The following is a 24,002-nucleotide window of genomic DNA, read 5'->3' as shown; positions in this document are numbered from 1 at the left end:
CGGGGATGGCAAGGAACGGTAAGGGCGCAGGCCATGAACCTCTTGTTTTCGAACGACCGTCTCGGGGAATACCCCCCGAGCCTTTATGCCGAGACCCGGGACACCCTGCCCCCCTTTCCCGCACAACTGGGCGAAGAACGGGCCGATGTCGTGGTGGTCGGTGCAGGCTATACCGGCCTTTCGGCGGCCTTGTATTTGGCCGAGGCCGGGCGCGATGTCGTGGTGCTTGAGGCGCATCGCGTCGGCTTTGGCGCCTCGGGGCGCAATGGTGGCCAGATTGGTTCCGGCCAGCGGCTTGAGGTTGATGAGCTGGAAAGAATGGCCGGGCGCGAAGCGGCCCGCCGGCTTTGGGACATGGCCGAAGAGGCCAAACGCCTGACCCGCGACCTGGCCTCGCGCGCCGGGGTTCCGGTCGCCGATGGTATCGCCCATGCCTTTCGCAAACCAGCGGAATTCGATCATGCCCGCGCGATGATCGAGAGGCTTGCTCGCGACTATGGCTATGACCGGATCGAGCTGATGGAACGCGGGGCATTCCGTGCTTTAGTGCCTTCGGACCGCTATATCGCGGGCGAGCTTGACCACGGTGCGGGCCATCTGCACCCGCTTAACCTTGCCATCGGCATGGCGCGGCTGGCCGATGCTGCAGGGGCAAAAATCCGCGAGCTGAGCCATGTCCACCATATCCGCCATGCGATCCGGGCTGGCGAAAAGACCGTGGTTCAGACCGCCAGGGGCCGCGTGATCTGCGACCATGTGATTCTGGCCGCCAATGGCTATCTGGGCAACCTTGATAACCATGTCGCGGCCCGCGTCATGCCGATCAACAATTTCATCGTCGCGACCGAGCCCTTGGGCGCGCGTCAGGCCGGGGTCCTGACCCGCCCCATCGGTGTGCATGATACGAAATTCGTGGTGAATTACTGGCGGTTAGATACCGAAGGGCGACTGATCTTTGGCGGGGGCGAGAATGTCAGTTACCGTTTCCCCCCGGATATTGCCGCCAAGGTGCGCAAGCCGTTGCTTGAGATTTATCCCGGCCTTGCTGATGTAAAGCTGACCCATGCCTGGGGCGGCACGCTGGCGATTACGATGAACCGTATGCCCTGCTTTGCCCGGCCGGCGCCGAATTGCCTTTCGGCCAGCGGCTATTCCGGGCACGGGCTGGCACTGGCGACGCTTGCTGGCAGGCTGATGGCCAAGGCAGTTCAGGGCCAGAGCGAAGGTTTCGATACCATGGCTGCCCTGCCCTCGCCCCCCTTCCCCGGTGGGGCTGCGCTGCGCTGGCCGCTGCTTGTCGCGGGAATGAGTTGGTATTCCCTGCGCGACCGGCTGGGATTTTAGCTTTCCGGCCCAGACGGCTGTTTTTCAGCAGCGGCTTTTGTGGCCAGTTCAAGCTCGCGCCGGGCCTTAGCTCGGGCGATACGCTCGGCCATCTGTTTCGCGCGGTGACGGTGATAGGCGCGGATCAGCGGCACGGTCATGTAATGCGCCGCGACCGAAACGGCGAGCCCGGGCAGAATCCCCCCGACCGCATAGGGCAGAAAGATCTGTTCGTTGAACTGCTGCAATTGATCCCAATGGGCCGTGCGTTCGGCGCTCAGCGGGGCAAGCAGGTTGTTCCACAACTCGCTGCCTGCGCGGGTGAATTCGTCAAAGATCAGATGCGGGGTGAACTTGCCCTCAACCCCAAGCATCCAACGGCCAAGCCCGACCGAGGTTAGCGCGATAAAAGGAGTGGTCAGCGGGTTGCCGACAAAGGTCCCCAACAAAGCGGCAAGGATATTGCCGCGGATCAGCCAGGCCAACGCCGCCGCGCCCATGAAGTGAAAGCCGAAAAAGGGCGTGAACGAAATGAAGATCCCACAGGCCCAGCCGCGCGCCACGCGATGCGGCTGGTCCGGCAAACGCCGCAACCGGTGCAGCACATATTTCGACGCCCGCCGCCAGCCAGAGCGTGGATAGAACATTTCGGTCCACATCTGAGCATAGCTCAGCGGCTTGCGTCTTTTGAACATGTGGGCCGGGCCTCAGGTCACGTTTTCAGGTGACATGGGCCAAGGGGTCCCGGATGCGCGAGACCTGTGCCACGTCGCTTTCGGCATCAAGCGAAGTCAGCAGTGCGTGCAGGTGCTCCCTGTCGCGCAGCTCGACCTCGATGCGCAGGCGATAGAAATCTGGCTTGCGATCGACGAATTCCAGATCCGAGATATTCGCCCCCTGTATCCCGATCAGCGTGCAGATACGCCCCAGAACCCCGGCGTCATGGCGGATGGTCAGGGACAGCATGGTCGAATAGGCGGCCGGGTGCTGGCCTTCGCGCCAGTGCAGATCGACCCAGCGTTCGGGGCTTTCTTCGAATTCCGCCAGCACCGGACAGTCGATGGCGTGGATCACCACCCCCTTGCCGCGATAGGTGATGCCGACGATCCGCTCACCCGGCAGGGGGTTGCAGCACGGCGCGCGGGTGAATTCCTGATCGGCCTCCAGCCCGGCAACGGCGCGCCTGGCGTCGATTTCGCTGCGCTTTTCGGCAAGCTCGGGGTAAAGCGTGGTCAGTACGTCATGGGCCGAAATCTCGGCGCTGCCAATGCGTGCCAGCAACTCATCAGTATCGGGCAGCGCCATGGTCTTGGCTGCGGTGCGCAGCGCCTTGTCGCTGACTTTGCGGCCGACATGCTCAAACGCCACCCGCACCAGTTCCGAGCCAAGGCGGATAAAGCGCGTCCGGTCCTCTTGCCGCAGGCTGCGCCGGATTGCGGCCTTGGCGCGGCCGGTGACGACAATATCCAGCCAGGTTGCCTGTGGCCGTTGACCCGAGGCGGCGATGATCTCGACCGATTGTCCGTTCTTGAGCCGGGTCCACAGCGGCACCCGGATGCCATCCACCTTGGCGCCGACGCAGGACGAGCCAAGCCGCGTATGGATCGCATAGGCAAAGTCCAGCGGCGTTGCGCCCTTTGGCAGCGGGATCACATCCCCCTTGGGCGAGAAGCAGAAAACCTGATCGGAATACATTTCGAGCTTAACATGCTCGAGGAATTCGTCGTGATCCTCTTCGCCGAAACGCTCGGTCAGGCTGGCAATCCACTCGCCCGGATCGACGGCAAAGGGGTTTGCGGTGCGCACGCCGTCCCGATAGGCCCAATGGGCGGCGACGCCGGCCTCGGCGACTTCATGCATCTGGCGGGTGCGGATCTGCACCTCGACCCGCTTGCCATCGCGCCCCGATACGGTGGTGTGGATCGAGCGATAGCCGTTTGCCTTGGGCTGGCTGATGTAATCCTTGAACCGCCCCGGCACGGCACGCCAGCGGTGGTGGATCACACCAAGGGTGCGATAGCAGTCCGCTTCGGTCCGGGTGATGATGCGGAACCCATAGATATCTGACAGGCGCGAAAAGCTGAGCTGCTTTTCCTGCATCTTGCGCCAGATGCTGAAGGGCTTTTTGGCACGGCCGTAGACGTCGGCCTCGATCCCCTCGCGCTCAAGCTCGGCGCGGATATCGGCGGTAATCTTGGGGATGATATCGCCGCTTTCGCGCTGCAGGCTGACAAAGCGACGGATGATCGAGTTGCGGGCTTCGGGATTGATGACCTTGAAGGCAAGGTCCTCAAGCTCTTCGCGCATCCATTGCATACCCATACGCCCAGCCAGAGGCGCAAAGATATCCATGGTTTCGCGCGCCTTTTGCAGCTGCTTTTCTGCGCGCATATGCTTGATGGTGCGCATGTTGTGCAGGCGGTCGGCCAGCTTGATAAGGATCACGCGAAGATCGCGCGACATCGCCATGAAAAGCTTGCGAAAGTTTTCGGCCTGTTTGGAATGCGCGCCGGAAAGTTCGAGGTTGGTCAGTTTGGTGACGCCATCGACCAGATCGGCGATTTCGCGTCCAAAGATCTGCGCCACCTCGTTCCAGGTCGAGCGCGTATCCTCGATCGTGTCATGCAAAAGCGCGGTGATGATGGTGGCATCATCAAGCCGCATCTCGGTCAGAATGGCGGCCACCGCGACCGGATGGGTAAAATAGGGTTCGCCCGAATGGCGGAACTGGCCTTCGTGCATGCGGCGCCCATACTCGTAGGCGTCACGGACCAGTTCGGCATTGGTTCGCGGGTTGTAATTGCGGATAAGTGCAATGAGGTCTTCGACGTCGATCATGATGTGCCGAAGACCCTTTGCGTCAGTTTCTGCCCTGAGCTTCCAGCATCATGCGCAGCATGCGCTCTTCCGATTCTTCGTCGGCGGGTTTCGGGCGGTCCATTTCAACACCCAGCAGCAGCGCCATCGCGTCTTCTTCGGGCTCATCGACCTCGATCTGGGTCTGATGACCTTCGATCATGCGCTCACGCAGCTCGTCCACGGGCTGGGTTTCATCGGCAATCTCGCGCAGGGCGACGACGGGGTTCTTGTCGTTGTCGCGATCAATGGTCAGAGGGCTACCCGACGCGATTTCGCGCGCGCGATGGGCTGCCAGCATCACCAGGTCAAAACGGTTCGGAACCTTGTCGACGCAATCTTCGACTGTAACGCGGGCCATCGGTCACCTTATCAGCTGGAATCGGGGTGCAGGGGCGGAGCCGGATATTTGGGCCTTGACGACGGAAATGTCAAGAACTTGCCGGCACCATCCCCCTCAGCGCCCCGGGAGGCAGGGCAGCAAGCATTTGTGCGACAGTAAGGCGCAGGCGCGGGTGCATCCAGTCGGGGGCCACCTCGGCCAAAGGCACCAACACAAAGCCGCGATCCTGCAGACGGGGGTGCGGCAGGATCAGCCGGTCGGGTGCACGCAAAGGTTGTTCTGCGGGGGGCAGGCTGCGCCACTCATCCTGCCCTGCCGCATCAGGCAGAACCATGTCCCCGACGGCGATCAGATCAAGGTCGATTCCCCGCGCCTGCCAGCGCCCGCCATCACGCGTCCGGCCCAGCTCTGCCTCGATCCCGTGCAGGTGGGCAAGCAGCTCGTCGGGTGGCAGCGGACAGTGAAAAGCCATCGCTGCGTTCACGTAATCGGGACCAGAACCTGACGGCACAGCGGGCGTTTGCCAGAATCGACTGATGGACACCGGCACAACTTGTGGTAAGTTCAGGACCTTATTCAGCGCGAATTTCAAGCTGTCACCGGGCGCCCCTACCGAGCTGGGAAGGTTTGCACCCAGTGCCACAAGAACTAAGTTCGTGTTTCTAGTAGAGTTATGGTTCATTTCGGGGGCATCGTGTTTTACAAGGATGACCGGCTGGCGTTGTTCATCGACGGGTCGAATCTTTATGCTGCGGCAAAGTCGCTGGGCTTTGACATTGATTATAAGCTGCTGCGGCAGGAGTTCGAGCGGCGGGGTAAGCTTGTCCGTGCCTATTATTACACGGCCCTGCTGGAGAATGATGATTACTCACCGATTCGCCCCCTGGTTGATTGGCTGCATTACAACGGCTATTCCATGGTGACGAAACCTGCGCGCGAGTATATCGACGGGCTGGGTCGCCGCAAGGTCAAGGGTAACATGGATGTCGAGCTGGTCGTGAACGCCATGGAACTGGCGCCCCGGCTTGATCATGCCGTGCTGTTTTCAGGCGATGGCGATTTTCGCCCGCTGGTCGAGGCGTTGCAACGTCAGGGTGTTCGGGTCTCGGTTGTGTCGACCATGCGCAGCCAACCCCCGATGATTGCCGATGAACTGCGCCGTCAGGCCGACAATTTCATCGAGCTGGATGCGCTGCGCGACATCATCGGCCGGCCGCCGCGCGAAACTGCTGCCACAGAAGACTAAGCCCCCAGAAAAACCGCTTCTGTGGCGGGGCATCACCGCCCTGCCCTAGCGTTCGGTCAGTTTCAGCTCAATCCGGCGGTTCTGGGCACGGGCCTCGGCTGTGTCGCCCTGAGCCACCGGGCGGGTATCGGCAAAGCCTGCAGGGGCAAGGCGATTTGCCGGAAAGCCAAGGTCATCGACCAGATAGCGCACCACCGCCAGCGCGCGCGCCTGACTCAGTTCCCAGTTATCGCGGTAGCGTCCCAGCCCGGATAGCGGCACATTGTCGGTATGGCCGTCCACGCGGATCATCCAGTCAATCTCGGTCGGGATTTCATTCGCGATCTGGCGCAGCATCTCGGCGACGCGCGTGACCTGAGTGCGGCCATCAGGCGAAAGCGTGGCCTCGCCCGGCGCAAACAGCACCTCTGAGGAAAAGACAAAACGGTCGCCCACCACCTGCACACCCTCGCGCCCTGCAAGGATCTGTGACAGCCGGCCAAAGAATTCCGAGCGGTAGCGTGCCAGATCTTTGGCCTCTTCCTCGGCCTTGGTGCGGGCCTCTTCTTCAAGGGCGCGGCGCTTGCGTTCCTCTTCGGCAGCGCGCAGCAGCGCCACATTCAGCTGCCGACCCAGATCCCCGGCGCGCAGATCGGCTTCGCGGCGCTCTTCGCCCGTGGCCTCAAGCACAGCGCGCAGGCTGCCAAGCTGTTCGTTCAACTGGGCCACCTGCCGGTTCAGCGCCTCCATACGGCGGCGATCCTCGACCGACAGCGCCTCTTGTTCCGAGAGTTTCTGACGCGCAAGGTTCAGCAGCCCCGCCTGTTTCTCGGCCTCGCTTGCCTGAGTTGCGACCTGTTCGCCAAGCTCTTTGCGCGCGACCTCGGCGGCGGCAAGCAGCGTCAGGGTTTCCTCGGCCTTTTTGCGCGCGGCTTCAAGTTCCAGTGTCGCGGCGTCAAGCTCGGTCTCTGACTTTGCCAGCCGCTCGCGCAGGGCTGCGACGGCGGCGGCATCGGCAAGCCGCGCGGCTTCGGTCGCGTCCAGTTTCTCCTGCGTCTCTGAGCTTTTTTGGCGCAGATCCGCGACCAATGCCTCAAGCGCCTCTCGCCGGGCGGCGGCAAGCCTTGCTGTCTCGGCCTGGGCGTCAAGCTCGGCCCGGGCGCTGGCGACTGCCTGTTCGGACTGCCGCAGCCGTGCACGCTCGGCGCTGAGGTCACGGTCAAGCGAGTCGGCGCGCGCTTGTGAGGTCGAAAGCGCGTCGGTCAGTTCCGCCACCTGACGGCCAAGCTGGTCCAGTTCGCTGTCCTGCGTGGTGATCTGTTCGCGCAACACCGATTGCACCAGCAGAAAGATGGTCAGAACGAACATCATGACCATCAGCAGCGCGGTCATAGCATCGACGAAACCCGGCCAGATGTTGGCCGAGAAGCGGTTGCCGTTGCCCCGGCTAAGTCCCATCGCCGCGCTCCAGATTGCGGATGGCGCGGGTCAGTGCGGCCAGATCGCTACGCAGCTCCGCTATCAGCCCGTCGCGACCGCTGGCGGCCTCTTCGACCAGCCGGCCCAGTTGCACGTCTATCGAGCGCAACCGCATCCGTGCCTCGGGATCGTCGACGGCGGTGGTTCTCGGGGGCGCGCGGCCGGTATCGGCCTGTTCCGGCAGGCGGCTTTGCCCCTCGGCCAGGCGTTCCAGCGCCTGGCTCAGTGTCGCCATACGCCCAGCCATGGCAGAGGATGTTTCGTTGGAGCCCTCGATAAGGGTGATCAGCCGCGACTGCTCGCCAATCAGACGTTCAAGGCTCGATTGCAGGGCCGTTTCATCGGGGGCACCCGCCTCGGCAAGGGCGATCAACCGCGCCTGCCCATCGGCGAGACGCTCAAGCGCGGGCAACAGGGCCGGATCGTGGCGCGGAGCCTCGAACAGTTTCGCCTGCCCCTCGTTTAGCCCCACTATCGCGCGCTCAACCCCGGCAAGTGCTTGCGCCGCGGTCTCGCGTTCCGCGGCAAGGGTGGCGCTAAGCTGGTCGCGGTCAGAGCCCAGCAGCCCTGTCAGTCGCTCGACCTCTTGTGCCAGCGCGAGCGAGCGGCGATCAGCGGCCGAGGCCTCCTGATCGCGCAATTCGTCGCGCTGGTGATAAAACTGCTGCAACCCGGTCAGCTGCGTCTCGAACCGTTCAAGGAAACTGACAAGGGCGGCCTCGCCGAGACTTTGCCCCTCGGTCCCACCCAGGCCGATGCGGGTAAAGCCCGACATCCATTCCTCAAGCTCGCGGTAAAAGCGGTTCTGGCCATGGGTGACAAACAGCTCAAGCAGCCCGACGACCAAAGAACCCGCCAGCCCAAGAAGCGAGCTGGAAAAGGCTGTGCCCATGCCGCCAAGCTGCGACTCAAGCCCGGTCATCAGCTTGTTAAAGACCTCGATCCCCGTCTCGCCTTCCTTAGGGGCAAGGGCGCGGATGGTATCGACCACTGCCGGGACCGTGGTGGCAAGTCCGTAGAAAGTCCCAAGAAGACCAAGGAAAATCAGCAGGTTGGCAAGGTAGCGGGTGATATCGCGCACCTCGTCGATGCGTGTGCCCACCGATTCGAGGATCGAGCGTGACGATTCGGTCGAAATCACCCCGCCAACCGGCCCGCGTTGCCCCAGCAGCGATGCCAAAGGGGCGAGCAGGCGCGGCGCGTCATCCGGGCCTTCGGGGTCCTGCGTCTCGACCCCCTTGCCGGTCGCATTGCGGCGGCGGGCGGCAAACCGCTCGATCCAGCTGACCGATTTGACCAGCTCGGCCACCTGCCAGAAGCACCCGAGCACGCCCATGACAAAGACGGCAAGGATGACCCCGTTCAGATATTCATTCGAGTGAAAGATAGATACGATCCGGCCATAGGCGAACCATGCCCCGGCGACGACCAGCGCCAGCACGATCAGCATCAGCAGGATCTGTCGCACCGGCTGCGAGAAATGCGGCTGCGCGGGACCGCCGGTTGCCTCGCCGGTCCTCCGCGTCGCGGCCAGCCGGGCAGCGCGGGCGCGGCGGGTTTCGGCGGGCGTCTCTTCGGGCGGTTCGGCGTCGGTGCGGGACAAGTTCGACCCCCTTGCTGCGTTCGGCTCGACTGTAGAATCCGCAATCGCGGCTGCCAAGCGCCACGAAGGGCGGGCCATACTATTCCCGGCGCGGCTGAAGCAGATCGCGGACGTTGCGAACCAGCTCCTCCATCGCGCGGTCCTTGATTCCCATCTGCTCAAGATGGCGGGCGGTGTTGAACAGGTAATCGGCATTCGGCCCGCGCCCGCCATGTGCGCGGGCGATGATCCGGGCCTGTTCCTGCAGGTCAATTACGCCGGCATATTGGTCGTGATCGCGGCGGATCACATAAGTGACAGCCTCGACCCGCCTGCCATCATCAAGTGCAAGCGGCAGGGTCAGTTCGGCATAGGCATTGGTCGTCAGTTCGCGGGCGCGCAGACCGGCAAGGGTTTCGTCCCAGTCCGGCTCGGCCACGCGCAGTGCCAGGCCCCGGCAATGGGCGCCCGGTTCGGCGTCCAGGCCAAGGACCAGCCCGGGCACATCGACCGTACCGCGATAAACCACCGAAAGCAGACAGAAACTGCGGGCATAGCCCTCAAGCCGGCCCGGCATCATCTCGGCTACCGGAAAGCCCGGGTCCCACATCAGTGAGCCATAGGCAAAGACCCAATGCTCCGGCCGTTCACCCATTCTTTACCCCCGATGTGCTAGATCGTTCTGGAGGAAAAGACTTAGGACAGGCTGGCCGGCGTTCCAAGATGCCGGTTTGCGATGAGGATCAGGATGCGCCGACTGCTTGTCATTCTTGCCCTGTCTGCCCTGATCCTGGGCGGAATCTGGCTGGGCGGGGAAACATTGCTGGCCCGTCAGCTTGAACAGGTGGCGGCCGAGCAGCCGTCGGTCGAGCTGGGCGGTACCCGCGAACTGCGCGAGGCTGGGCGGATTGGCGTGCGGGTATCCGATCTGAGACTCCGCACGGCATCCGGGACGGTGGACCTGCCCTGGGCTGATCTGTGGCTGAACCCGCTGCGCCTGACAGAGATGCGGCTGACCCTGCCGCCGCAAGTGGCGCTTGACCCCGGCGCCGGGCCGCTGGAACTGGGGCTTGCTGACGCATCGGCGCGGCTGAGCGTCAAGCCGTTGCAGGGGTTCGGGGTTGGCTCGGTCGGGCTGACCTCTGGTCCGGTGTCAGTTGATGGCGCTGAATTAGCCAAGTCCCTTCAGGCCGATGCCCGGCTGACCAAGGTCGGGCAGGATGCGCCGCAGGGCACGGCTGCCACCTATGATCTGGACCTGCGCCTTGCAGAGCTGGAGCCCGGATTTGCCGCTCTCCAGTCTCTTCCCGGCCGGTTAAGCCTGAACGCAGCGGGCAAGATCTGGCTCGACGCCCTGCCCGCACCGGCAAGTCTGGCGGCGGGTCCTGAACCTCTGCCACTCGGGCTGCGGCTGGATTCTGCCGATATTCAGCTCGGTAAATTACGGATGCGGGTGATGGGCAGAATCGTGGCTGATGATCAGGGTTATGCGGCGGGACAGATCGCGCTTTACACAGCAGATGCCGAGCCGCTGTTGCAGGTGGCCGCAGATGCCGGGCTGATCTCGCCAAAGGCCGTCGTGCTGGCTGGTACGATATTGAAAAACATCGCCACCCTGCCCCTGCCCGACGAGGACGGTTTTCAGTTTCCCCCGGCGAATCAGGGTGAACTGCGCCTGCCCCTGACCCTTTCTGGTGGCAAGATGAGCCTTGGCCCGGTGCCGTTGGGCCCCGCCCCGGTCTTTCCGCGCCGCTAGGGCACGCTTCAGGATTTTCCGGGGGGCTCGGTCAGGCTGCGGCCGAAGTCCGGGGCGGCAGTGTCCTGCCCGGCCTCGATGATGCCGCGGCGAATGGCCCGGGTGCGGGTAAAGTAGTCATGCAGATGCGCCCCGTCGCCCATGCGGATCGCGCGCTGCAGAACGAACAGCTCTTCGGTAAAGCGGCCAAGGATGTCCAGAACCGCATCCTTGTTTTGCAGAAACACATCGCGCCACATGGTCGGGTCTGATGCGGCAATGCGGGTGAAATCCCGAAAGCCCGCGGCGGAATATTTGATCACTTCGCTTTCAGTGATGCGCTTGAGGTGATCGGCGACACCAACCATCGTATAGGCTATCAGGTGCGGGGTGTGGCTGGTCACTGCCAGCACCAGATCGTGATGGGCGGCGTCCATTTCCTCGACATTGGCGCCCATGGTGCGGATCAGCATCGCAAGCCGTTCGACCGCTGCCGGCTCGCTGCCCCCGACTGGGGTCAGCAGCCACCAGCGGTTGCGAAACAGGGTCGCAAAGCCCGAACGCGGGCCGGAATGTTCGGTCCCTGCCAGCGGGTGGCCGGGGATGAAATGTACGCCGGCGGGGATATGGGGTGAGACGGCCTCGATCACCGCCTGCTTGACCGAGCCGACATCGGTTACGGTCGCACCCGGCTTCAGATGCGGTGCGATTTCGGCGGCGACAGCGCCCATCACGCCGACAGGCACAGCCAGCACGATCAGATCGGCGTCCTGCACCGCCTCGGCTGCGGTTTCGGTAATGCGGTCAACCAGTCCGATTTCCCGCGCAATGTCACGGGTTTCGGCACTGCGGGCATGGCCGACGATTTCGCCCGCCAGCCCGGCTTTGCGCATGGCAAGCGACATCGACCCGGCGATCAGCCCCAGCCCGATCAGCGCGACGCGGTCGTAGACAACGGTGCCCATCAGCCCCTCTCCGCGCGTTCAGACATGAACTGGCCGATGACATGGGCGACCCGGCGGCATGAGGCCTCGTCCCCGATGGTGATACGCAGGCAATGCGGCAGCCCATAGCCTGCCACGCGGCGCACGATCAGCCCCTGCGCCTTGAGGTATTCGTCGCAAGCCCCGGCGGTGTCGGCATCGGCAAAGCGTGCGAGCAGGAAGTTCGCACAGGAGGTGTCCGAGGGCACGCCTTTTTCAGCCAGCGCCTCGGCCAGCCACGCGCGCAGCCGGGTGTTTTCGGACTGGCAGCGGGCGATATGTTCGCGGTCGCGCACGGCCGCCTCGGCCCCTTCCAGCGCAACATTCGAAAGGTTGAAGGGACCGCGGATGCGATTGAGCACGTCGATGATTTCGCGTGGGCCATAGCCCCAGCCAACCCGCAGTCCGCCCAGACCGTAGATTTTGGAAAACGTCCGGGTCATGAAAACGTTGGGCAAGCGGGTCGCCAGTTCGGCGCCGCCGTCATAACCCTCGACATACTCAGCATATGCAGCGTCGATCACCAGGATCGCATGTGGTACCGCGCGGGCCAGCCGCTCAAGTTCCGGCAGGCCGATCATCGTGCCGGTGGGGTTGTTCGGGTTTGCGATAAAGATCAGCCGCGTGCGCTCGGTCGCGCCGGCAATCAGCGCGTCGACATCGGTGACCCGGTCGCGTTCGCGCACCTGCACCGGTGTCGCGCCCGCCGCGTGGGCCGAAATGCGATACATCAGGAACCCATGTTCGGTGAACAGAACCTCGGTTCCGGGCCCGGCATATGCCTGGCAAAGGAAATGGATGATCTCGTCTGACCCGACGCCGCAGATGATGCGGTCGGGATCAAGCCCGTGAACCTCGCCGATTGCGGCGCGCAGCCCGGCGTGATCGGTGTTTGGGTAACGGTGCAGCGAATGGGCGGCGCGGATCACCGCCTCGCGCGCCTTTTCGGACGGGCCAAAGGGGTTTTCGTTCGAGGAAAGCTTCACGACATTCTCGACCCCCGCCACCTTTGAGGCCCCGCCTTCGTAAAGCGAGATCTCCATGATGCCGGGTTGCGGAGCGATGGTCGGCTGGTTCTGCGACATGACGGCCCTCTTGCAAGCCCGGGTGTCTTAGCGCCCGGCGCAGGGCTTGGAAAGGCTTACCGCGACGGTCGGGCGACGACGTCCTGGAAATATATGCGCAAGGCGGCGGCTTTGCCCGGTCCGGTCCTGGAAAGGTGCAATCGGCTGCCGTCACTCGGCGGCAAGCGCCTTTTCAAGCTCGGGCAGGAAGCGGTTGGCGTAATCCTCACGCACCAGAGGGCCAGCGTGGCGGTAAAGGATGCGACCGTTGCCGTCGATGATAAAGGTCTCGGGTGGTGCGGTCACACCCCAGTCGATTGCCACCCGCCCGCGTGGATCAGTGGCAAGCGCCTTATAGGGATCGCCATGTTCGGACAGAAAGCCAAGCGCGGCCCGCTCGGGATCCTTAAGGTCGACGCCATAGACCGGCAGGCGCTTGGAAAGCTCGGTCAGGGTCGGGTGTTCGGCGCGGCAAGGGGGGCACCAGCTTGCCCAGAAGTTCACAATCTTGACCCCCGGCTGACGCAGCATTTCGTCAGTCAGCCGGGTCTTGCCGGGCAGCGTCGTTTCTCCGACCGACGGAGCCTCGCGTCCGGCAAGGGCTGTGGGCAGCGCATTTGGGTTGTCGCGCATCAGCGACCATCCGGCCAAGGCGGCAAAGCCGGCGAAAACCACCACCGGAACCAGCATCAACGGAGAAAACTTAGCCACGGCGTTCATGCTCCTCAAGCGCGCGGCGGGCTCGGGCATTGGCCAGCACGGTCTGGACGATAAGTGCGGCCAGCAGGACGAGGCTGGCACCATAGGCGGTCAGCACAGTCGAGGCGTATTTGCCAAGTTCGGTCATGTACGGTTCTCCCTTGCCAGCAGCGCGGCCAGCCGGCGGCGGCGGATCTCGGTCCGGGTGCGGATCAGCAAAAGCGCCAGAAACAGCAGGAAAAACCCTGCCATGGTCAGATAAAGCGGGTAGCGATAGACCGCCGACATCCGTTCGCCCGGCGCGAGGGACAGTGAGGCGCCCTGATGCAGACCCTGATTCCAGAAGTTGACCGCATAGCGTGAAAGCAGCGCAAAGACCGAACCGACAAGGCACAGAACTCCGGTCAGGTCGGCGGCGCTGTCGGGATTCTCGACCGCCTCCCACAGGGCCATATAGCCCAGATAGAACAGAAAGAGGATCAGGAACGAGGTCAGGCGCGGGTCCCATTCCCACCAGGTTCCCCACATGGGCTGGCCCCAGACCGCCCCGGTGATCAGTGCGATCAATGTCATTACCGCACCAACCGGTGCGGCCGCCTTGGCGGCAAGCGCACTGACATGATGGCGGCGGATCAGCCAGATCAGCGAGGTGACCAGCATCATCAGCCAGATGTTGATCGCCATAAGTGCTGCCGGCACGTGCAGGAAGATGATTTTGACCGTCGCGCCCTGCTTGTAATCCTGCGGCGTCAGAAAGCCCCAGATCAGCCCGGCAATGGTGCAGATCGCTGCCCCGGCCACCACCCATGGCAGGGCTGCGCCCGAAGTGCGCATGAACTTGACAGGGTTGGCATATTCCCAGATCGACATGGCTTCTCCCTAGCCCGTGCTCGGTTTTCGCTCAAGTGCGCTTAGGTCGCAGTCACGCCGCTCTTACCGCAGGTTGACGCGCAATGCGGCAGCAGCGGCGAAAGGCACCAGTGCCAGCACGAAAAGCGTAATCGCGGCCAGAAAGACCAGAGCCGTCATCGGGTCTGCCCCTGCGACACCGCGCCGCACCGCTTCGGCGCCGAATATCAGTGTCGGTACATAAAGGGGCAGGACCAGTAGTGACAGAAGCAGCCCACCGCGCCGCAGCCCGACCGTCACCGCTGCGCCAAAGACGCCCAGCATCGACAGCGCCGGAGTGCCGAGGATCAGGGACGCGACCAGCCAGGGATAGGCCGGCCCCGGCAGGTGCAACAGCAGGCCAAAGACCGGTGCCGACAGCGCAAGCGGCAGGCCGGTGACCAGCCAATGCGCCAGCGCCTTGATCGCGACCATCCCCTCCATCGGCAGGGGGGCCGTGGCAAGCAGATCAAGGCTGCCATCATCGTGATCAAGCGCAAAGATACGGTCCAGCGACAGAAGGCATGACAGCAGCGCCCCCACCCACAGGATCCCCGGGGCGATCCGGGACAGCTGCCCGCCCTCGGGTCCGACGCCAAAGGGGACCAACGTGCAGACGATCAGAAAGAACGCAAGCGCAAGGCCAAAGCCCCCACCGGCGCGGGTGGCCAGCCGCAGATCGCGGATCAACAGCGCCATCATCGCCCGGTCCTCATGCAAAAGCCTCATTGAACCCGGCGGGACGCGATTCGCGGCGGCTGTTTGTTGCGCGCCACGGGCCAAGGTCCAGGATATCGGCCTCGGGCAGGCCAAGGTCGATATGGGTCGCGATGATTGCGCCACCCCCCTGCCCCAGATGGGTGCGCAGCATTGCGGCAAAAAGCGCCACCGAATCGTGGTCAAGCGAAACCGTCGGCTCATCCAGCAGCCAGACCGGACGGCCCGTCACCATCATCCGCGCCAGCCCAAGCCGCCGCTTTTGTCCCGCTGAAAGCGCCTGCGCCGGGCGGGATGCAAGTTCGCGCAGGTTCATGGCATCCAGCGCCGGGTCGATGTCCTGCCGTCCAAAGATCTGGGCCCAGAAGCGCAGGTTTTCGGCCACGGTCAGGGTCGATTTCAGCCCATCGGCATGGCCGGAATAGGCCATGCTGTCGGGCGCGGCCTCGATCACACCCTCGACCGCGGGCTGTAGCCCGGCGAGCGTACGCAAAAGCGTGGTTTTGCCGATACCGTTCGGGCCACGCAACACCAACGCGCGCCCGGCAGCAAGCTGAAAGGAAACGCCCTCGACAGCCCGCAATCCGCCGCGCGCCACGGCAAGGTCGCGGACGGCAAGCAGGCTCATAGCGGGATCAGGGCACAGGCCACGCGCCGACCTTCGGACAGCGTGACGTTATAGCTGCGCGCGGCTGAGGGGGAGCTCATTGGTTCGGCCATGATCCCCACCTCTTCCAGCGCGGCGCTGAGTCCGGCCGGGGGAAAGGCAATATCTGCGCCCATACCAAGGAAAAGGACATCAACCCGTCCGGCGAGCGCCAGCAGTGCGGCATGATCGGTCAGCCCGCCCCAGGGCTGCGCGCCTTCGGGGGTGACGATCACCGCGCCATGATGGATGGTGCCGCCGACGCGGAAAAAGCCGGGACCATAGCCGTCAATCGGAACGGCCCCGGAAAACTCGGTCGGCACCATCGTCGGCATCAGGGGGCATCCCGGAATGCGGCGGGGATATCCTCGACGTCGGATTTCTCTTTGGGACCGGGCTTGGTCCAGTCACGCTTGACGCCCAGCCACAGCACGATGTTCTTGGCGACATAGATCGTCGAATAGCAGCCGACGAACACGCCCCAAAGCATCGCAAACACAAAGCCGCGGATCACGTCGCCGCCAAAGATCATCATCGCGCCAAGCGCCAGCGCAGTGGTGACGGCGGTCATGATGGTACGCGACAGCGTCTCGTTCACCGTCAGGTTCATGACGTCGATCAGCGGCATGGTCTTGAACTTGATCAGGTTCTCTCGCAGCCGGTCAAAGACGACCACGGTGTCGTTGACCGAATAGCCAAGCGTGGTCAGCAGCGCCGCGATGGTGGTCAGGTCGAATTTGAGCTGGAACAGCGAAAAGATCCCGACGGTCAGCAGCACGTCATGCAGGATCGAGACGACCGCGCCAAGCGCGAACTGCCATTCAAAGCGCAGCCAGATATACAGCATGATGCCAAGCGTCGCTGCGCCCACGGCGTAGAAGGCCGTCATGACCAGCTCGCCCGAGACCTTGGGTCCGACCGATTCCACAGCGGGAAAGGCGACCTCGGGATCGACGGTTTTCAGCGCCGCCTTGATCTCGTTCAGCTGTTCCGGCGTGACCGATCCGGTCTTGTCGGTGGAGCCGATGCGAACCATTGCCACATGCTTTGTTTCGCCAAAGCTGGGGTCAAAGACCTCGGTGATCGAGACATCGCCAAGGTCCAGATTGTTCAGTGCCTGGCGATAATCCCCGACCTCGAATGCGGTCGGGCTTTCGGTGCGGATGGTGGTGCCGCCCTTGAAGTCGATGCCAAAGTTCAGCCCCATGACCAGAACGATCACCACCGAGGCGACCATTGCCAGCGCCGAGATACCAAAGGTCAGCCACTGCCAGCGAAAGAAGTTATAGCTGGTGTTGTCGGGAACGAGTTTCAGACGAAATGCCATGGTCTTGCTCCCTTACAGGATCAGTTCTTTGGGCTTGCGCCACTGCAGCCAGAACACGATCATCAGCCGCGTCAGGTAGATTGCGGTAAAGACCGAGGTGACAAGGCCGATGGTCAGCGTGACCGCAAAGCCCTTGACCGGTCCCGAGCCAAGGAAGAACATCACCATCGCCGCGATGAAACTGGTCACGTTGGCGTCGATGATCGCACTCATGGCCTCATTAAAGCCGTCGTCGATGGCCTTGACCACCCGCTTGCCGGCGCGCAGTTCTTCGCGGATACGCTCATAGATGATGACGTTGGCGTCAACGGCGGTGCCGACGGTCAGCACGATGCCGGCGATGCCCGGCAGGGTCAGCGTCGCGCCCATCATCGACATGACCGCAAGGATCAGGACGACGTTGATGATCACCGCAATTGAGGCGATGGCGCCGAAGAACCCGTAGCTTGCGATCATATAGGCCACGACCGCGACCGTGGCGATTACCGAGGAAAGCCTGCCCGCGTCGATCGAGTCCTGCCCCAGTTCCGGGCCGATCGTGCGCTCTTCCAGGAAGGTCATCTCGGCCGGCAGGGCGCCAGCGCGCAACAGCACAGCAAGCCGGGTCGAATCCTCGACATTCATGGAACCCGAGATCTGACCCGAACCGGTCGTGATGGCCTGCCGGATTACCGGGGCCGAAATCACCTGATCGTCCAGAACGATGGCAAAGGGCTGACCGATATTGGCCGAGGTATAGGCACCAAACCGTTTGGCACCCGACGGGCCAAAGCGGAAATCGACCGAAGGCTGGCCGTTCTGGTCAAAACTTGGTCGCGCGTCGGTCAGGTCCTCGCCGGTGACGACGGGGCTTTCCTCGATGATGTAGTAGACGCCGGGCTCATCCATCGAGGGCAACAGGACATTGCCCATGCCCGGGCGCGCATTGGCGTCGCTGGTACGGCTGATCACCGGGTTAAAGGTCAGCCGCGCGGTGGTGCCGATCAGCTCCTTCAGCTCTTCGGCCGAGCCGATGCCGGGCACCTGGATCAGGATGCGATCCTTGCCCTGACGCTGGATCGTCGGCTCGCGCGTGCCGACCTCGTCGATGCGGCGGCGGACGATTTCCAGCGATTGCTGGACGGTGCGATCATCGGTCGCAGCCTTTTCGGCATCCGACAGCTGCACGATCAGGCGGCTGCCATTTGCCGAAACCGCAAGATCGCTTTGCCCAGCCCCTGACAGAGAGGTGACGGGCGTGGCAAGGCCGCGGGCGATCTCGACCGCCTTGGCCATCTGATCGGGGTTGCCGATCTCGACTGCCAGCTGCCCGTCGGGGGCCTGCACGCGGCGGACTGCTCCGACGACTTCGCGCTGAGCAACCAGCGCGTCGCGCAGCTCGGGCCACAATGCGTCCATGCGCGCCTTATAGACATCCTGGACATGCACCTCGCCCAGGAGATGGGCTCCGCCGCGCAGGTCGAGGCCAAGGTTGACCAGCCCTGATGGCAGCCAGTCCGGCCAGCCGGCGCGGGCCTCGGCCTCTTCGGGGGTCTCGAACCCGTTACGTTCAACGGCGGCAATGGCGTCGTTATGCTGCTCGACCCGGCTGTAAAACAGGTTCGGCATCGCGCAGAGCAGACCCAGGGCAGTGATGCCCAGGATCAGCAGACGCTTCCAGAGGGGGATGTCCAGCATGGTGTCTGACGGGGTCTCAGCTGTTGGCGGCGGCAGGTTGGGTGCGGTTTACAAGCCCGGTCACGGTCGAGCGGATGACACGAACCTTGACGCCCGCGGCGATCTCGACCTCAAGCTCATTGTCGCGCACCGAGGTGATCTTGCCGACAAGGCCGCCCTGGGTCACGATCTCATCCCCCTTTTTCAGGGCCTCGATCATGGCGCGATGTTCCTTCATCCGCTTTTGCTGCGGGCGGATCATCAGGAAATACATGATCACAAAGATCAGGATCAGCGGAAGGAACGAGGCAAGTCCGGCGGCGCCACCGGCGCCTCCTGCGGCCTGAGCATAGGCGGGGGTCACGAGCATTAAGTCTATCCCTGTGCTGTCGTTCTCCGGGCAATCCCCCGGCGGAATTGGCGCGCACCCTATCTGCGGCGGCAGGCGATGGCAAGAAAGCCGAACGCGCGCTTTGGTGCGATGGCGTGGACATGGGGCCGCGCATATGGCAGGTCAATGCAGCCTGCGCCGAGCAAAGGGGTTCGATCATGACAGAGGACAAGGCCACCCATCCCGCGCTGATGCGCGAGACGGCGGACAAGACCGGCATCCGCCGCCTTCTTGCGATCATGGTGGCGCTGCGCGACCCGCAGGCTGGCTGCCCCTGGGATATCGAGCAGGATTTTGCCTCGATCGCGCCCTATACGATAGAAGAGGCGCATGAGGTCGCCGATGCCATCGCGCGCGAGGCCTGGGATGAGCTGCCGGGAGAGCTGGGCGATCTGCTTTTGCAGGTCGTTTTTCACGCGCAGATGGCGTCCGAGGCCGGAATGTTCGACTTTACCGACGTGGTGCGCGCGGTCTCGGACAAGCTGATCTTTCGCCATCCTCATGTCTTTGGCGACGAATCCCGCGACAAATCGGCCGAGCAACAGATCAAGGACTGGGAAGAGATCAAGGCACGCGAACGCGCCGCCAAGGCGGAAAAGGGCGTGCTTGATGGCGTGGCGCTTGGCCTGCCCGCGTTGACCCGGGCGATCAAGCTGCAAAACCGCGCCGCCCGTGTCGGCTTTGACTGGCCCGGCCCCGCCGAAGTGCTGGACAAGATCGCCGAAGAAACCCGCGAACTGGTCGAGGCGCGCGACAGTGCCGATCACGCCCATTTGACCGAAGAATTCGGCGATCTGCTGTTTGTCATGGCGAATCTTGCCCGCCACCTGAAGATTGACCCCGAAGAGGCGTTGCGCCTGGCCAATGCCAAGTTCACGCGCCGCTTCCAGTCGATCGAAACTGCGCTTGCCGCTCAGGGCCGACGTCCCGAGGATAGCGACCTGGCCGAGATGGATGCACTGTGGAATGAGGCCAAGGCTGCCGAGCGGGTCTGATCCGCTGGCCGCGCTTGCGGCCCTGCCGGGGGTCGAGCCGTTGCGGCTTGTGCGCGACCGGCCCGACCGCATGGTGCTTGAAATCCGGCTGGACGGTCGCCCGGCGTGGCTGAAGCTGTTTCGCGGCGCCGATCCCGCTGACCGCGTGCAACGGGCAGAGACACGGTTGAAGCAGGTGGCGCAGGTTCTGGACGGGCCGCTTGATTGTGTCGTGTCGCCCCTGCTTGCCTTGCCCGAGCATGGCATTCTGATCACGGCCCCTGCGCCGGGCCGTCCCCTGGCCGAGATGCTGGCTCAGGCCGGGCCGGCGCGGCGCGCAACCCTGATCACCCGTATGGGGGAATGGCTGCGTGCGCTTGCCCGGACAAGCCGCAGCCGTGGCAGGTTTGGCCCGCGCTTCTGGCTTGGCAGGGCCGAGGCGCAGGCAGAGGTCGCCTGGGGCGGCTGGATAGATCGCGCTTTGGTTGAAGCCCATCTGGGCCGGATGCGTGCCGAGGTGCCAGGGCTGCGCGGTCTTCCGGTCGAGCGCGGGCTGAGCCATGGCGATCTGACTGCGGATAATATCTTTGCCGAAGAGCTGCGCCCCGGCGTCCTGCGCCTGACCGGCATTGATATGGAGGGCGCGGCAGAGATGGCGCTGGCCCGTGATATGGCCCGGTTGTTGGTCTGGCTGGAAAGCCGACGCAAGCGGCCCGCGGCGCGGGTCCGGGACGGGATCGCCCTGCCCGACTGGCGCGCCCTGACCCGTGTGCCGGGTTTGCTGCCTGCCGATCAGTTGCCCATTCTGCGCTTTCTGATCGGGGATCTGATCCTGGCGCATTATCTTGATACGACCCGCCAGTCATCGCGGCGCGAGACCCTGATGCGGGCCATGCGGGCATGGGCAGAGACGGACGGGCTGCTCAGGCCGGAGCCATGACCTCGGCCAGCGCCGCGTCATAGACGGCAAGCGCCTCGGCCCGGTTACAGGCGCGAGAGGCGCCTTCCGACAATTGCCGCCGCCAGCCTCGCGCCCCGGGGCGGCCGTGAAACAGGCCAAGCATATGACGTGTCACCTGATGCAGCCGCCCGCCACGATCCAGATGCGTCTCGACCAGTTCGCGCAGCGCCTGTGCCGCCGCCAGCGGATCAGAGAATGGCGGCTCTGTGCCCCACAGCCGGTCGGCCTGACCCAGAACCTCCCACGGCTGGTGATATGCGGCGCGGCCGATCATCACCCCATCCATCACCGCCAGATGCTCGCGCGTTGCATCAAGCGTCGCAATGCCACCGTTGATCGACAGATGCAGTTCAGGAAACTGCTGCTTCATGCGATGAACCAGGGGATAATCCAGTGGCGGGACTTCACGATTTTCACGCGGGGACAGACCTTGCAACCAGGCTTTGCGGGCGTGAATGGTCAGGCGGCGTACACCGGCGTCGCGCACGCGGGCGATGAAATCGGGCAGCACCGCCTCGGGCGCTTGATTATCGACGCCGATACGGCATTTCACTGTCACCTCGACCGGGCTTGCCGCGATCATCGCCGCGACACATTCCGCGACAAGTTCGGGACGCGTCATCAGAACCGCACCGAAACAGCCCGATTGTACCCGGTCGCTGGGGCAGCCGACATTCAGGTTGATCTCATCATAACCCCATTCAGCACCGATGCGCGCGGCCTCGGCCAGTTGGGCAGGGTCTGATCCGCCAAGTTGCAGCGCAACCGGATGTTCGGCAACGTCAAAATCCAAAAGCTTTGCCCGGTCGCCGTAAACCAGCGCCGGAGCGGTCACCATCTCGGTATAAAGCAGCGTGTGACGCGACAGCCGCCGATGGATGCGCCGGCACAGGCTGTCGGTCCAGTCCATCATCGGCGCGACCGAAAGCATAAAGCCGTTGTTTTTATTTGAAAAATAACTAGTTTTAGTCATTTCGGGCACTGCTTATGCCGTCCGATCTCATGTTGTTTTTGCTGGTTTTATCCTGTTCCGGTTTTTGCTTTGCTTACGGTTAGCAAGAATCGCAGAGGCATTAGCAAATCCGATGGGGACTATCACCGAGCGCCGCCTGAAAGACGGATCTGTCGTCTATACCGCACAGGTCAGGGTAATGCGAGACGGCAAGAAGGCGTCTGCGTCTTCGACCTTCGAAAGGCGAGCCGCTGCAGAGGCTTGGTTGCGCCGAAAGGAAGCCGAGCTAAAGAAGCCGGGCGGCTTCGAGAAGCTGGAGGGCGCACGCACCGGCGGCGCCACGTTAGCGGATGCGATCGACAAATACACCAAGACGTCCACCAAGCAGATCGGCAAGACGAAGGCTCAGGTGCTGAAAGCGATCAGGTCGTTTGAAATAGCTGCCCTGCCCTGCTCTGCCGTAACCTCCCAGAAGCTGGTCGAGTTCGCCCAGGAGCTGACCGAGGGTGGCCGACAACCGCAGACGGTCGGGAACTATCTTTCGCATCTGTCCGCGATATTCGCCATTGCAGAACCGGCATGGAAGATGCCGCTCGACCCGGCCGAGATGCGATCAGCGACTGCGGTTTGCAAGAGCCTGGGGTTGATCGGCAAATCCAAGAAGCGGGACCGCCGACCGACCGTCAACGAGATCGACCGGCTGATGGCGCATTTCGAGGACCGCTGGCGCAAAGGCCGCGCGCTTCCCATGCATAAGATCTGCGCCTTTGCGATCTTCTCGACCCGACGCCAAGAGGAGATCGTGAGCCTCACCTGGGCGGATCTCGAAGCCGGCCGCATCTTGGTGCGCGACATGAAGCATCCCGGAGAGAAGGAAGGGAACGATATCTGGGTTGACCTGCCGCCCGAGGCCGAGCGGATCGTCAAGACCATGCCGGTCGAGAACAGCCGCATCTTTCCCTACACAACCGATGCGGTGAGCACCGCGTTCACCAGGGCATGCAAGCTGCTTGGCATCGAGGACCTGCATTTTCACGACCTGCGCCACGAAGGCGTGTCGCGGCTGTTCGAGATGGGAAAAACGATCCCGCAGGCCGCAAGCGTCTCGGGCCATCGGAGTTGGCCAAGCTTGCAGAGGTATAGCCATCTGCGGGCTACCGGCGACAAATGGGCCGGGTGGGCATGGCTCGACAAGATCGCGCCTGAAACGCAAAAAGCCCTGTCGGATCAAGACTCGATCAAAAACCGCGCCCGGCGTCAGGGGTGACACCCCGCCGCTATCTGATCCAGCAGCCGCAGACCGGCGCGCTGACTGCGAGGGCCGCCATCGGTCAGCAGCGCATCAGCCAGTGCCCGCCGTGATGCGCCCGTAGCGTCACAGATCGCGCTTTGGCTGACCTGCGTGCTGGCGCAACCGGCGAGTAACGTCATCGTCAGACAAGCGGGCAGAATTATCAACCGCATCGATTCTCTCCCTCGTTTCCCGGTAAGCTCGATCCTCGCCCGCGCGGGCCTCTGAGCGCCCCGCAGAGCGGCCTTTCAGCCACGCCCCTCCGAGACCCAGCAGGAGCAACGCAAGGCCAGCCAGCGCCGCTTTCAGGCGCGAAAACAGCATGGCCGTCACCGGTGTTTGGCAAAGCGCGACACAGCGAAGGTGGCGGCGATACCAAGGCCGCTCACCAGCCACTCAGCCAGCCGGTCAATCTCGATGCTGAACACCCGCCCTGTCGGATCGATGGAGCCGATCCCGGCCCCGGCCAGCCAGCCGAAGAACACGTAAAGCGCGACTCGGATATAAAGAAACATGCTCATTTCCCCCCAAACATGGCCTTGAGAAGTGCGACGATAGCGGCCACAATCCCGCCTGACGGTGCCGTGGTCGCGCTTCTTTCCGGCACCGTCACCGGCTTCTCAAACAGCGCCCGTTCCGCTGCACGGCGGCGAACCAGCCCGTTCAGGACCTTGCCACCGGCCTTGTTCCACGTCGGAAACTCCGCAGCCGCACCGGCATAGTCCCCGGCGTTCAGCTTGCGCAGCAGCGTAGATGAGGTGAGATTTCCGGCCCCGAGGTTGTAGGTAAAGCTGACCAGTGCGCCGAACTGGTTTTCATTCAGCGGAACGCGGACCAGCCGGGTTACATCTGCCTCATACCGGGGCAGGTCGCGGGTGAGAATCGTCCGGGCATCGGCTTTCGTGATCGT

Annotated in this window: 28 protein-coding genes; 6 read left to right on the top strand and 22 right to left on the bottom strand. The window is 63.4% G+C overall.

The genetic code is table 11. The features are described 5' to 3' along the window. Window positions 1-33 precede the first annotated feature (33 nt). Window positions 34-1,344: an FAD-binding oxidoreductase gene (locus tag PARACOCCUSGL_RS0105310; RefSeq protein WP_010393896.1), complete on the top strand. Its 1,311-nt coding sequence runs from the start codon at window positions 34-36 to the stop codon at window positions 1,342-1,344. Here PARACOCCUSGL_RS0105310 and PARACOCCUSGL_RS0105305 read toward each other — a convergent pair. The 4 genes from PARACOCCUSGL_RS0105305 to folK all read right to left on the bottom strand — a co-directional run bounded on the left by PARACOCCUSGL_RS0105305 (window position 1,341) and on the right by folK (window position 5,204). After that, window positions 1,341-2,018: a DUF2062 domain-containing protein gene (locus tag PARACOCCUSGL_RS0105305; RefSeq protein WP_010393894.1), complete on the bottom strand. Its 678-nt coding sequence runs from the start codon at window positions 2,016-2,018 to the stop codon at window positions 1,341-1,343. The genes PARACOCCUSGL_RS0105310 and PARACOCCUSGL_RS0105305 overlap by 4 nt on opposite strands. 25 nt (window positions 2,019-2,043) lie before the next feature. Further along, a complete protein-coding gene (locus tag PARACOCCUSGL_RS0105300; protein WP_010393892.1) occupies window positions 2,044-4,161 on the bottom strand; it encodes a bifunctional (p)ppGpp synthetase/guanosine-3',5'-bis(diphosphate) 3'-pyrophosphohydrolase in 2,118 nt (705 codons plus the stop codon). 22 nt (window positions 4,162-4,183) lie between these two features. Continuing rightward, window positions 4,184-4,540, bottom strand: a complete 357-nt coding sequence (gene rpoZ / locus PARACOCCUSGL_RS0105295) for a DNA-directed RNA polymerase subunit omega (RefSeq protein WP_010393890.1) — start codon at window positions 4,538-4,540, stop codon at window positions 4,184-4,186. Between the two features lie 70 nt (window positions 4,541-4,610). Then, the gene (gene folK / locus PARACOCCUSGL_RS21370) at window positions 4,611-5,204 is read right to left on the bottom strand and encodes a 2-amino-4-hydroxy-6-hydroxymethyldihydropteridine diphosphokinase (protein ID WP_083825815.1); all 594 of its coding nucleotides are present in this window, start codon (window positions 5,202-5,204) and stop codon (window positions 4,611-4,613) included. A 12-nt stretch (window positions 5,205-5,216) separates the two neighbouring features. Here folK and PARACOCCUSGL_RS0105285 point away from each other — a divergent pair, with 12 nt between their 5' ends. Continuing rightward, window positions 5,217-5,768, top strand: a complete 552-nt coding sequence (locus tag PARACOCCUSGL_RS0105285; protein WP_029371569.1) for an NYN domain-containing protein — start codon at window positions 5,217-5,219, stop codon at window positions 5,766-5,768. Between the two features lie 45 nt (window positions 5,769-5,813). Here PARACOCCUSGL_RS0105285 and PARACOCCUSGL_RS0105280 read toward each other — a convergent pair whose 3' ends face one another. The 3 genes from PARACOCCUSGL_RS0105280 to PARACOCCUSGL_RS0105270 all read right to left on the bottom strand — a co-directional run bounded on the left by PARACOCCUSGL_RS0105280 (window position 5,814) and on the right by PARACOCCUSGL_RS0105270 (window position 9,463). Continuing rightward, on the bottom strand, window positions 5,814-7,205 hold the full coding sequence (locus tag PARACOCCUSGL_RS0105280) for a peptidoglycan -binding protein (RefSeq protein WP_010393884.1): 1,392 nt from the start codon (window positions 7,203-7,205) through the stop codon (window positions 5,814-5,816). Then, the gene (locus PARACOCCUSGL_RS0105275) at window positions 7,195-8,829 is read right to left on the bottom strand and encodes a hypothetical protein (protein ID WP_010393881.1); all 1,635 of its coding nucleotides are present in this window, start codon (window positions 8,827-8,829) and stop codon (window positions 7,195-7,197) included. Before PARACOCCUSGL_RS0105275 ends, PARACOCCUSGL_RS0105280 begins: the two co-directional genes overlap by 11 nt. A gap of 79 nt (window positions 8,830-8,908) precedes the next feature. Next, a complete protein-coding gene (locus PARACOCCUSGL_RS0105270; RefSeq protein WP_010393879.1) occupies window positions 8,909-9,463 on the bottom strand; it encodes a gamma-glutamylcyclotransferase in 555 nt (184 codons plus the stop codon). A gap of 93 nt (window positions 9,464-9,556) precedes the next feature. Here PARACOCCUSGL_RS0105270 and PARACOCCUSGL_RS0105265 point away from each other — a divergent pair, with 93 nt between their 5' ends. Continuing rightward, window positions 9,557-10,564, top strand: coding sequence for a DUF2125 domain-containing protein (locus PARACOCCUSGL_RS0105265; protein ID WP_010393877.1), 1,008 nt, complete (start codon window positions 9,557-9,559; stop codon window positions 10,562-10,564). Window positions 10,565-10,572: 8 nt separating this feature from the next. Here the strand turns inward: PARACOCCUSGL_RS0105265 and PARACOCCUSGL_RS0105260 are convergent, their stop codons facing one another. The 11 genes from PARACOCCUSGL_RS0105260 to yajC all read right to left on the bottom strand — a co-directional run bounded on the left by PARACOCCUSGL_RS0105260 (window position 10,573) and on the right by yajC (window position 18,893). Next, window positions 10,573-11,508 (bottom strand): prephenate/arogenate dehydrogenase family protein, encoded by a 936-nt coding sequence (locus tag PARACOCCUSGL_RS0105260; protein ID WP_010393874.1) that lies wholly within the window; start codon window positions 11,506-11,508, stop codon window positions 10,573-10,575. Continuing rightward, a complete protein-coding gene (gene hisC / locus PARACOCCUSGL_RS0105255; protein ID WP_010393872.1) occupies window positions 11,508-12,611 on the bottom strand; it encodes a histidinol-phosphate transaminase in 1,104 nt (367 codons plus the stop codon). The genes PARACOCCUSGL_RS0105260 and hisC overlap by 1 nt, the downstream gene beginning before the upstream one ends. Window positions 12,612-12,761: 150 nt before the next feature. Beyond that, complete coding sequence (locus PARACOCCUSGL_RS0105250) at window positions 12,762-13,280, bottom strand: DsbE family thiol:disulfide interchange protein (protein ID WP_010393870.1); 519 nt, start codon at window positions 13,278-13,280, stop codon at window positions 12,762-12,764. A 13-nt stretch (window positions 13,281-13,293) separates the two neighbouring features. Next, the gene (gene ccmD, locus PARACOCCUSGL_RS0105245; protein WP_010393867.1) at window positions 13,294-13,437 is read right to left on the bottom strand and encodes a heme exporter protein CcmD; all 144 of its coding nucleotides are present in this window, start codon (window positions 13,435-13,437) and stop codon (window positions 13,294-13,296) included. Further along, the gene (locus PARACOCCUSGL_RS0105240) at window positions 13,434-14,159 is read right to left on the bottom strand and encodes a heme ABC transporter permease (protein WP_010393865.1); all 726 of its coding nucleotides are present in this window, start codon (window positions 14,157-14,159) and stop codon (window positions 13,434-13,436) included. Before PARACOCCUSGL_RS0105240 ends, ccmD begins: the two co-directional genes overlap by 4 nt. Before the next feature lie 63 nt (window positions 14,160-14,222). Further along, a complete protein-coding gene (ccmB, locus tag PARACOCCUSGL_RS0105235) occupies window positions 14,223-14,879 on the bottom strand; it encodes a heme exporter protein CcmB (RefSeq protein ID WP_010393862.1) in 657 nt (218 codons plus the stop codon). 10 nt (window positions 14,880-14,889) lie between these two features. Further along, complete coding sequence (gene ccmA, locus PARACOCCUSGL_RS0105230) at window positions 14,890-15,522, bottom strand: heme ABC exporter ATP-binding protein CcmA (protein WP_010393860.1); 633 nt, start codon at window positions 15,520-15,522, stop codon at window positions 14,890-14,892. Continuing rightward, the gene (locus PARACOCCUSGL_RS0105225; RefSeq protein ID WP_010393858.1) at window positions 15,519-15,875 is read right to left on the bottom strand and encodes an Mth938-like domain-containing protein; all 357 of its coding nucleotides are present in this window, start codon (window positions 15,873-15,875) and stop codon (window positions 15,519-15,521) included. Before PARACOCCUSGL_RS0105225 ends, ccmA begins: the two co-directional genes overlap by 4 nt. Beyond that, window positions 15,875-16,867, bottom strand: a complete 993-nt coding sequence (gene secF, locus PARACOCCUSGL_RS0105220) for a protein translocase subunit SecF (RefSeq protein ID WP_010393856.1) — start codon at window positions 16,865-16,867, stop codon at window positions 15,875-15,877. The genes PARACOCCUSGL_RS0105225 and secF overlap by 1 nt, the downstream gene beginning before the upstream one ends. 12 nt (window positions 16,868-16,879) lie before the next feature. Continuing rightward, window positions 16,880-18,544 carry a protein translocase subunit SecD gene (gene secD / locus PARACOCCUSGL_RS0105215; RefSeq protein ID WP_010393851.1) on the bottom strand — a complete coding sequence of 555 codons (1,665 nt, stop codon included), beginning with the start codon at window positions 18,542-18,544 and terminating at the stop codon, window positions 16,880-16,882. Between the two features lie 16 nt (window positions 18,545-18,560). Next, complete coding sequence (gene yajC / locus PARACOCCUSGL_RS0105210) at window positions 18,561-18,893, bottom strand: preprotein translocase subunit YajC (protein WP_010393850.1); 333 nt, start codon at window positions 18,891-18,893, stop codon at window positions 18,561-18,563. 212 nt (window positions 18,894-19,105) lie between these two features. On the opposite strand from yajC, the gene mazG reads away from it, so the two are divergent. Both mazG and PARACOCCUSGL_RS0105200 read left to right on the top strand, forming a co-directional pair. Continuing rightward, on the top strand, window positions 19,106-19,909 hold the full coding sequence (gene mazG / locus PARACOCCUSGL_RS0105205) for a nucleoside triphosphate pyrophosphohydrolase (RefSeq protein WP_029371560.1): 804 nt from the start codon (window positions 19,106-19,108) through the stop codon (window positions 19,907-19,909). Then, window positions 19,881-20,828 carry a phosphotransferase gene (locus PARACOCCUSGL_RS0105200; protein ID WP_010393845.1) on the top strand — a complete coding sequence of 316 codons (948 nt, stop codon included), beginning with the start codon at window positions 19,881-19,883 and terminating at the stop codon, window positions 20,826-20,828. The genes mazG and PARACOCCUSGL_RS0105200 overlap by 29 nt, the downstream gene beginning before the upstream one ends. On the opposite strand, the gene dusA is transcribed toward PARACOCCUSGL_RS0105200, so the two are convergent. Next, window positions 20,812-21,822, bottom strand: coding sequence for a tRNA dihydrouridine(20/20a) synthase DusA (gene dusA, locus PARACOCCUSGL_RS0105195; protein WP_029371558.1), 1,011 nt, complete (start codon window positions 21,820-21,822; stop codon window positions 20,812-20,814). The genes PARACOCCUSGL_RS0105200 and dusA overlap by 17 nt on opposite strands. Before the next feature lie 112 nt (window positions 21,823-21,934). On the opposite strand from dusA, the gene PARACOCCUSGL_RS0105190 reads away from it, so the two are divergent. After that, window positions 21,935-23,068 (top strand): site-specific integrase, encoded by a 1,134-nt coding sequence (locus tag PARACOCCUSGL_RS0105190; RefSeq protein ID WP_010393841.1) that lies wholly within the window; start codon window positions 21,935-21,937, stop codon window positions 23,066-23,068. Here PARACOCCUSGL_RS0105190 and PARACOCCUSGL_RS21760 read toward each other — a convergent pair. From PARACOCCUSGL_RS21760 to PARACOCCUSGL_RS20285, 3 genes are all read right to left on the bottom strand, one after another. Then, entirely contained in the window at window positions 23,059-23,265 is a 207-nt protein-coding gene (locus PARACOCCUSGL_RS21760) for a hypothetical protein (protein ID WP_138918287.1), read from the bottom strand. The two genes, PARACOCCUSGL_RS0105190 and PARACOCCUSGL_RS21760, sit on opposite strands and share 10 nt — an antisense overlap. Before the next feature lie 156 nt (window positions 23,266-23,421). After that, entirely contained in the window at window positions 23,422-23,607 is a 186-nt protein-coding gene (locus PARACOCCUSGL_RS0105175; RefSeq protein ID WP_010393837.1) for a hypothetical protein, read from the bottom strand. A gap of 2 nt (window positions 23,608-23,609) precedes the next feature. Continuing rightward, a partial coding sequence (locus PARACOCCUSGL_RS20285; protein ID WP_010393835.1) for a lysozyme occupies window positions 23,610-24,002 on the bottom strand: 393 nt, incomplete at its 5' end.

Origin of the sequence: Paracoccus sp. TRP (assembly GCF_000185925.1) — a bacterium.
In the GTDB taxonomy this organism is placed as follows: Bacteria; Pseudomonadota; Alphaproteobacteria; order Rhodobacterales; family Rhodobacteraceae; genus Paracoccus; species Paracoccus kondratievae.
The sequence above is the reverse complement of the archived record's forward strand: the minus strand, read 5'-3'. Positions and strand labels throughout refer to the sequence as shown.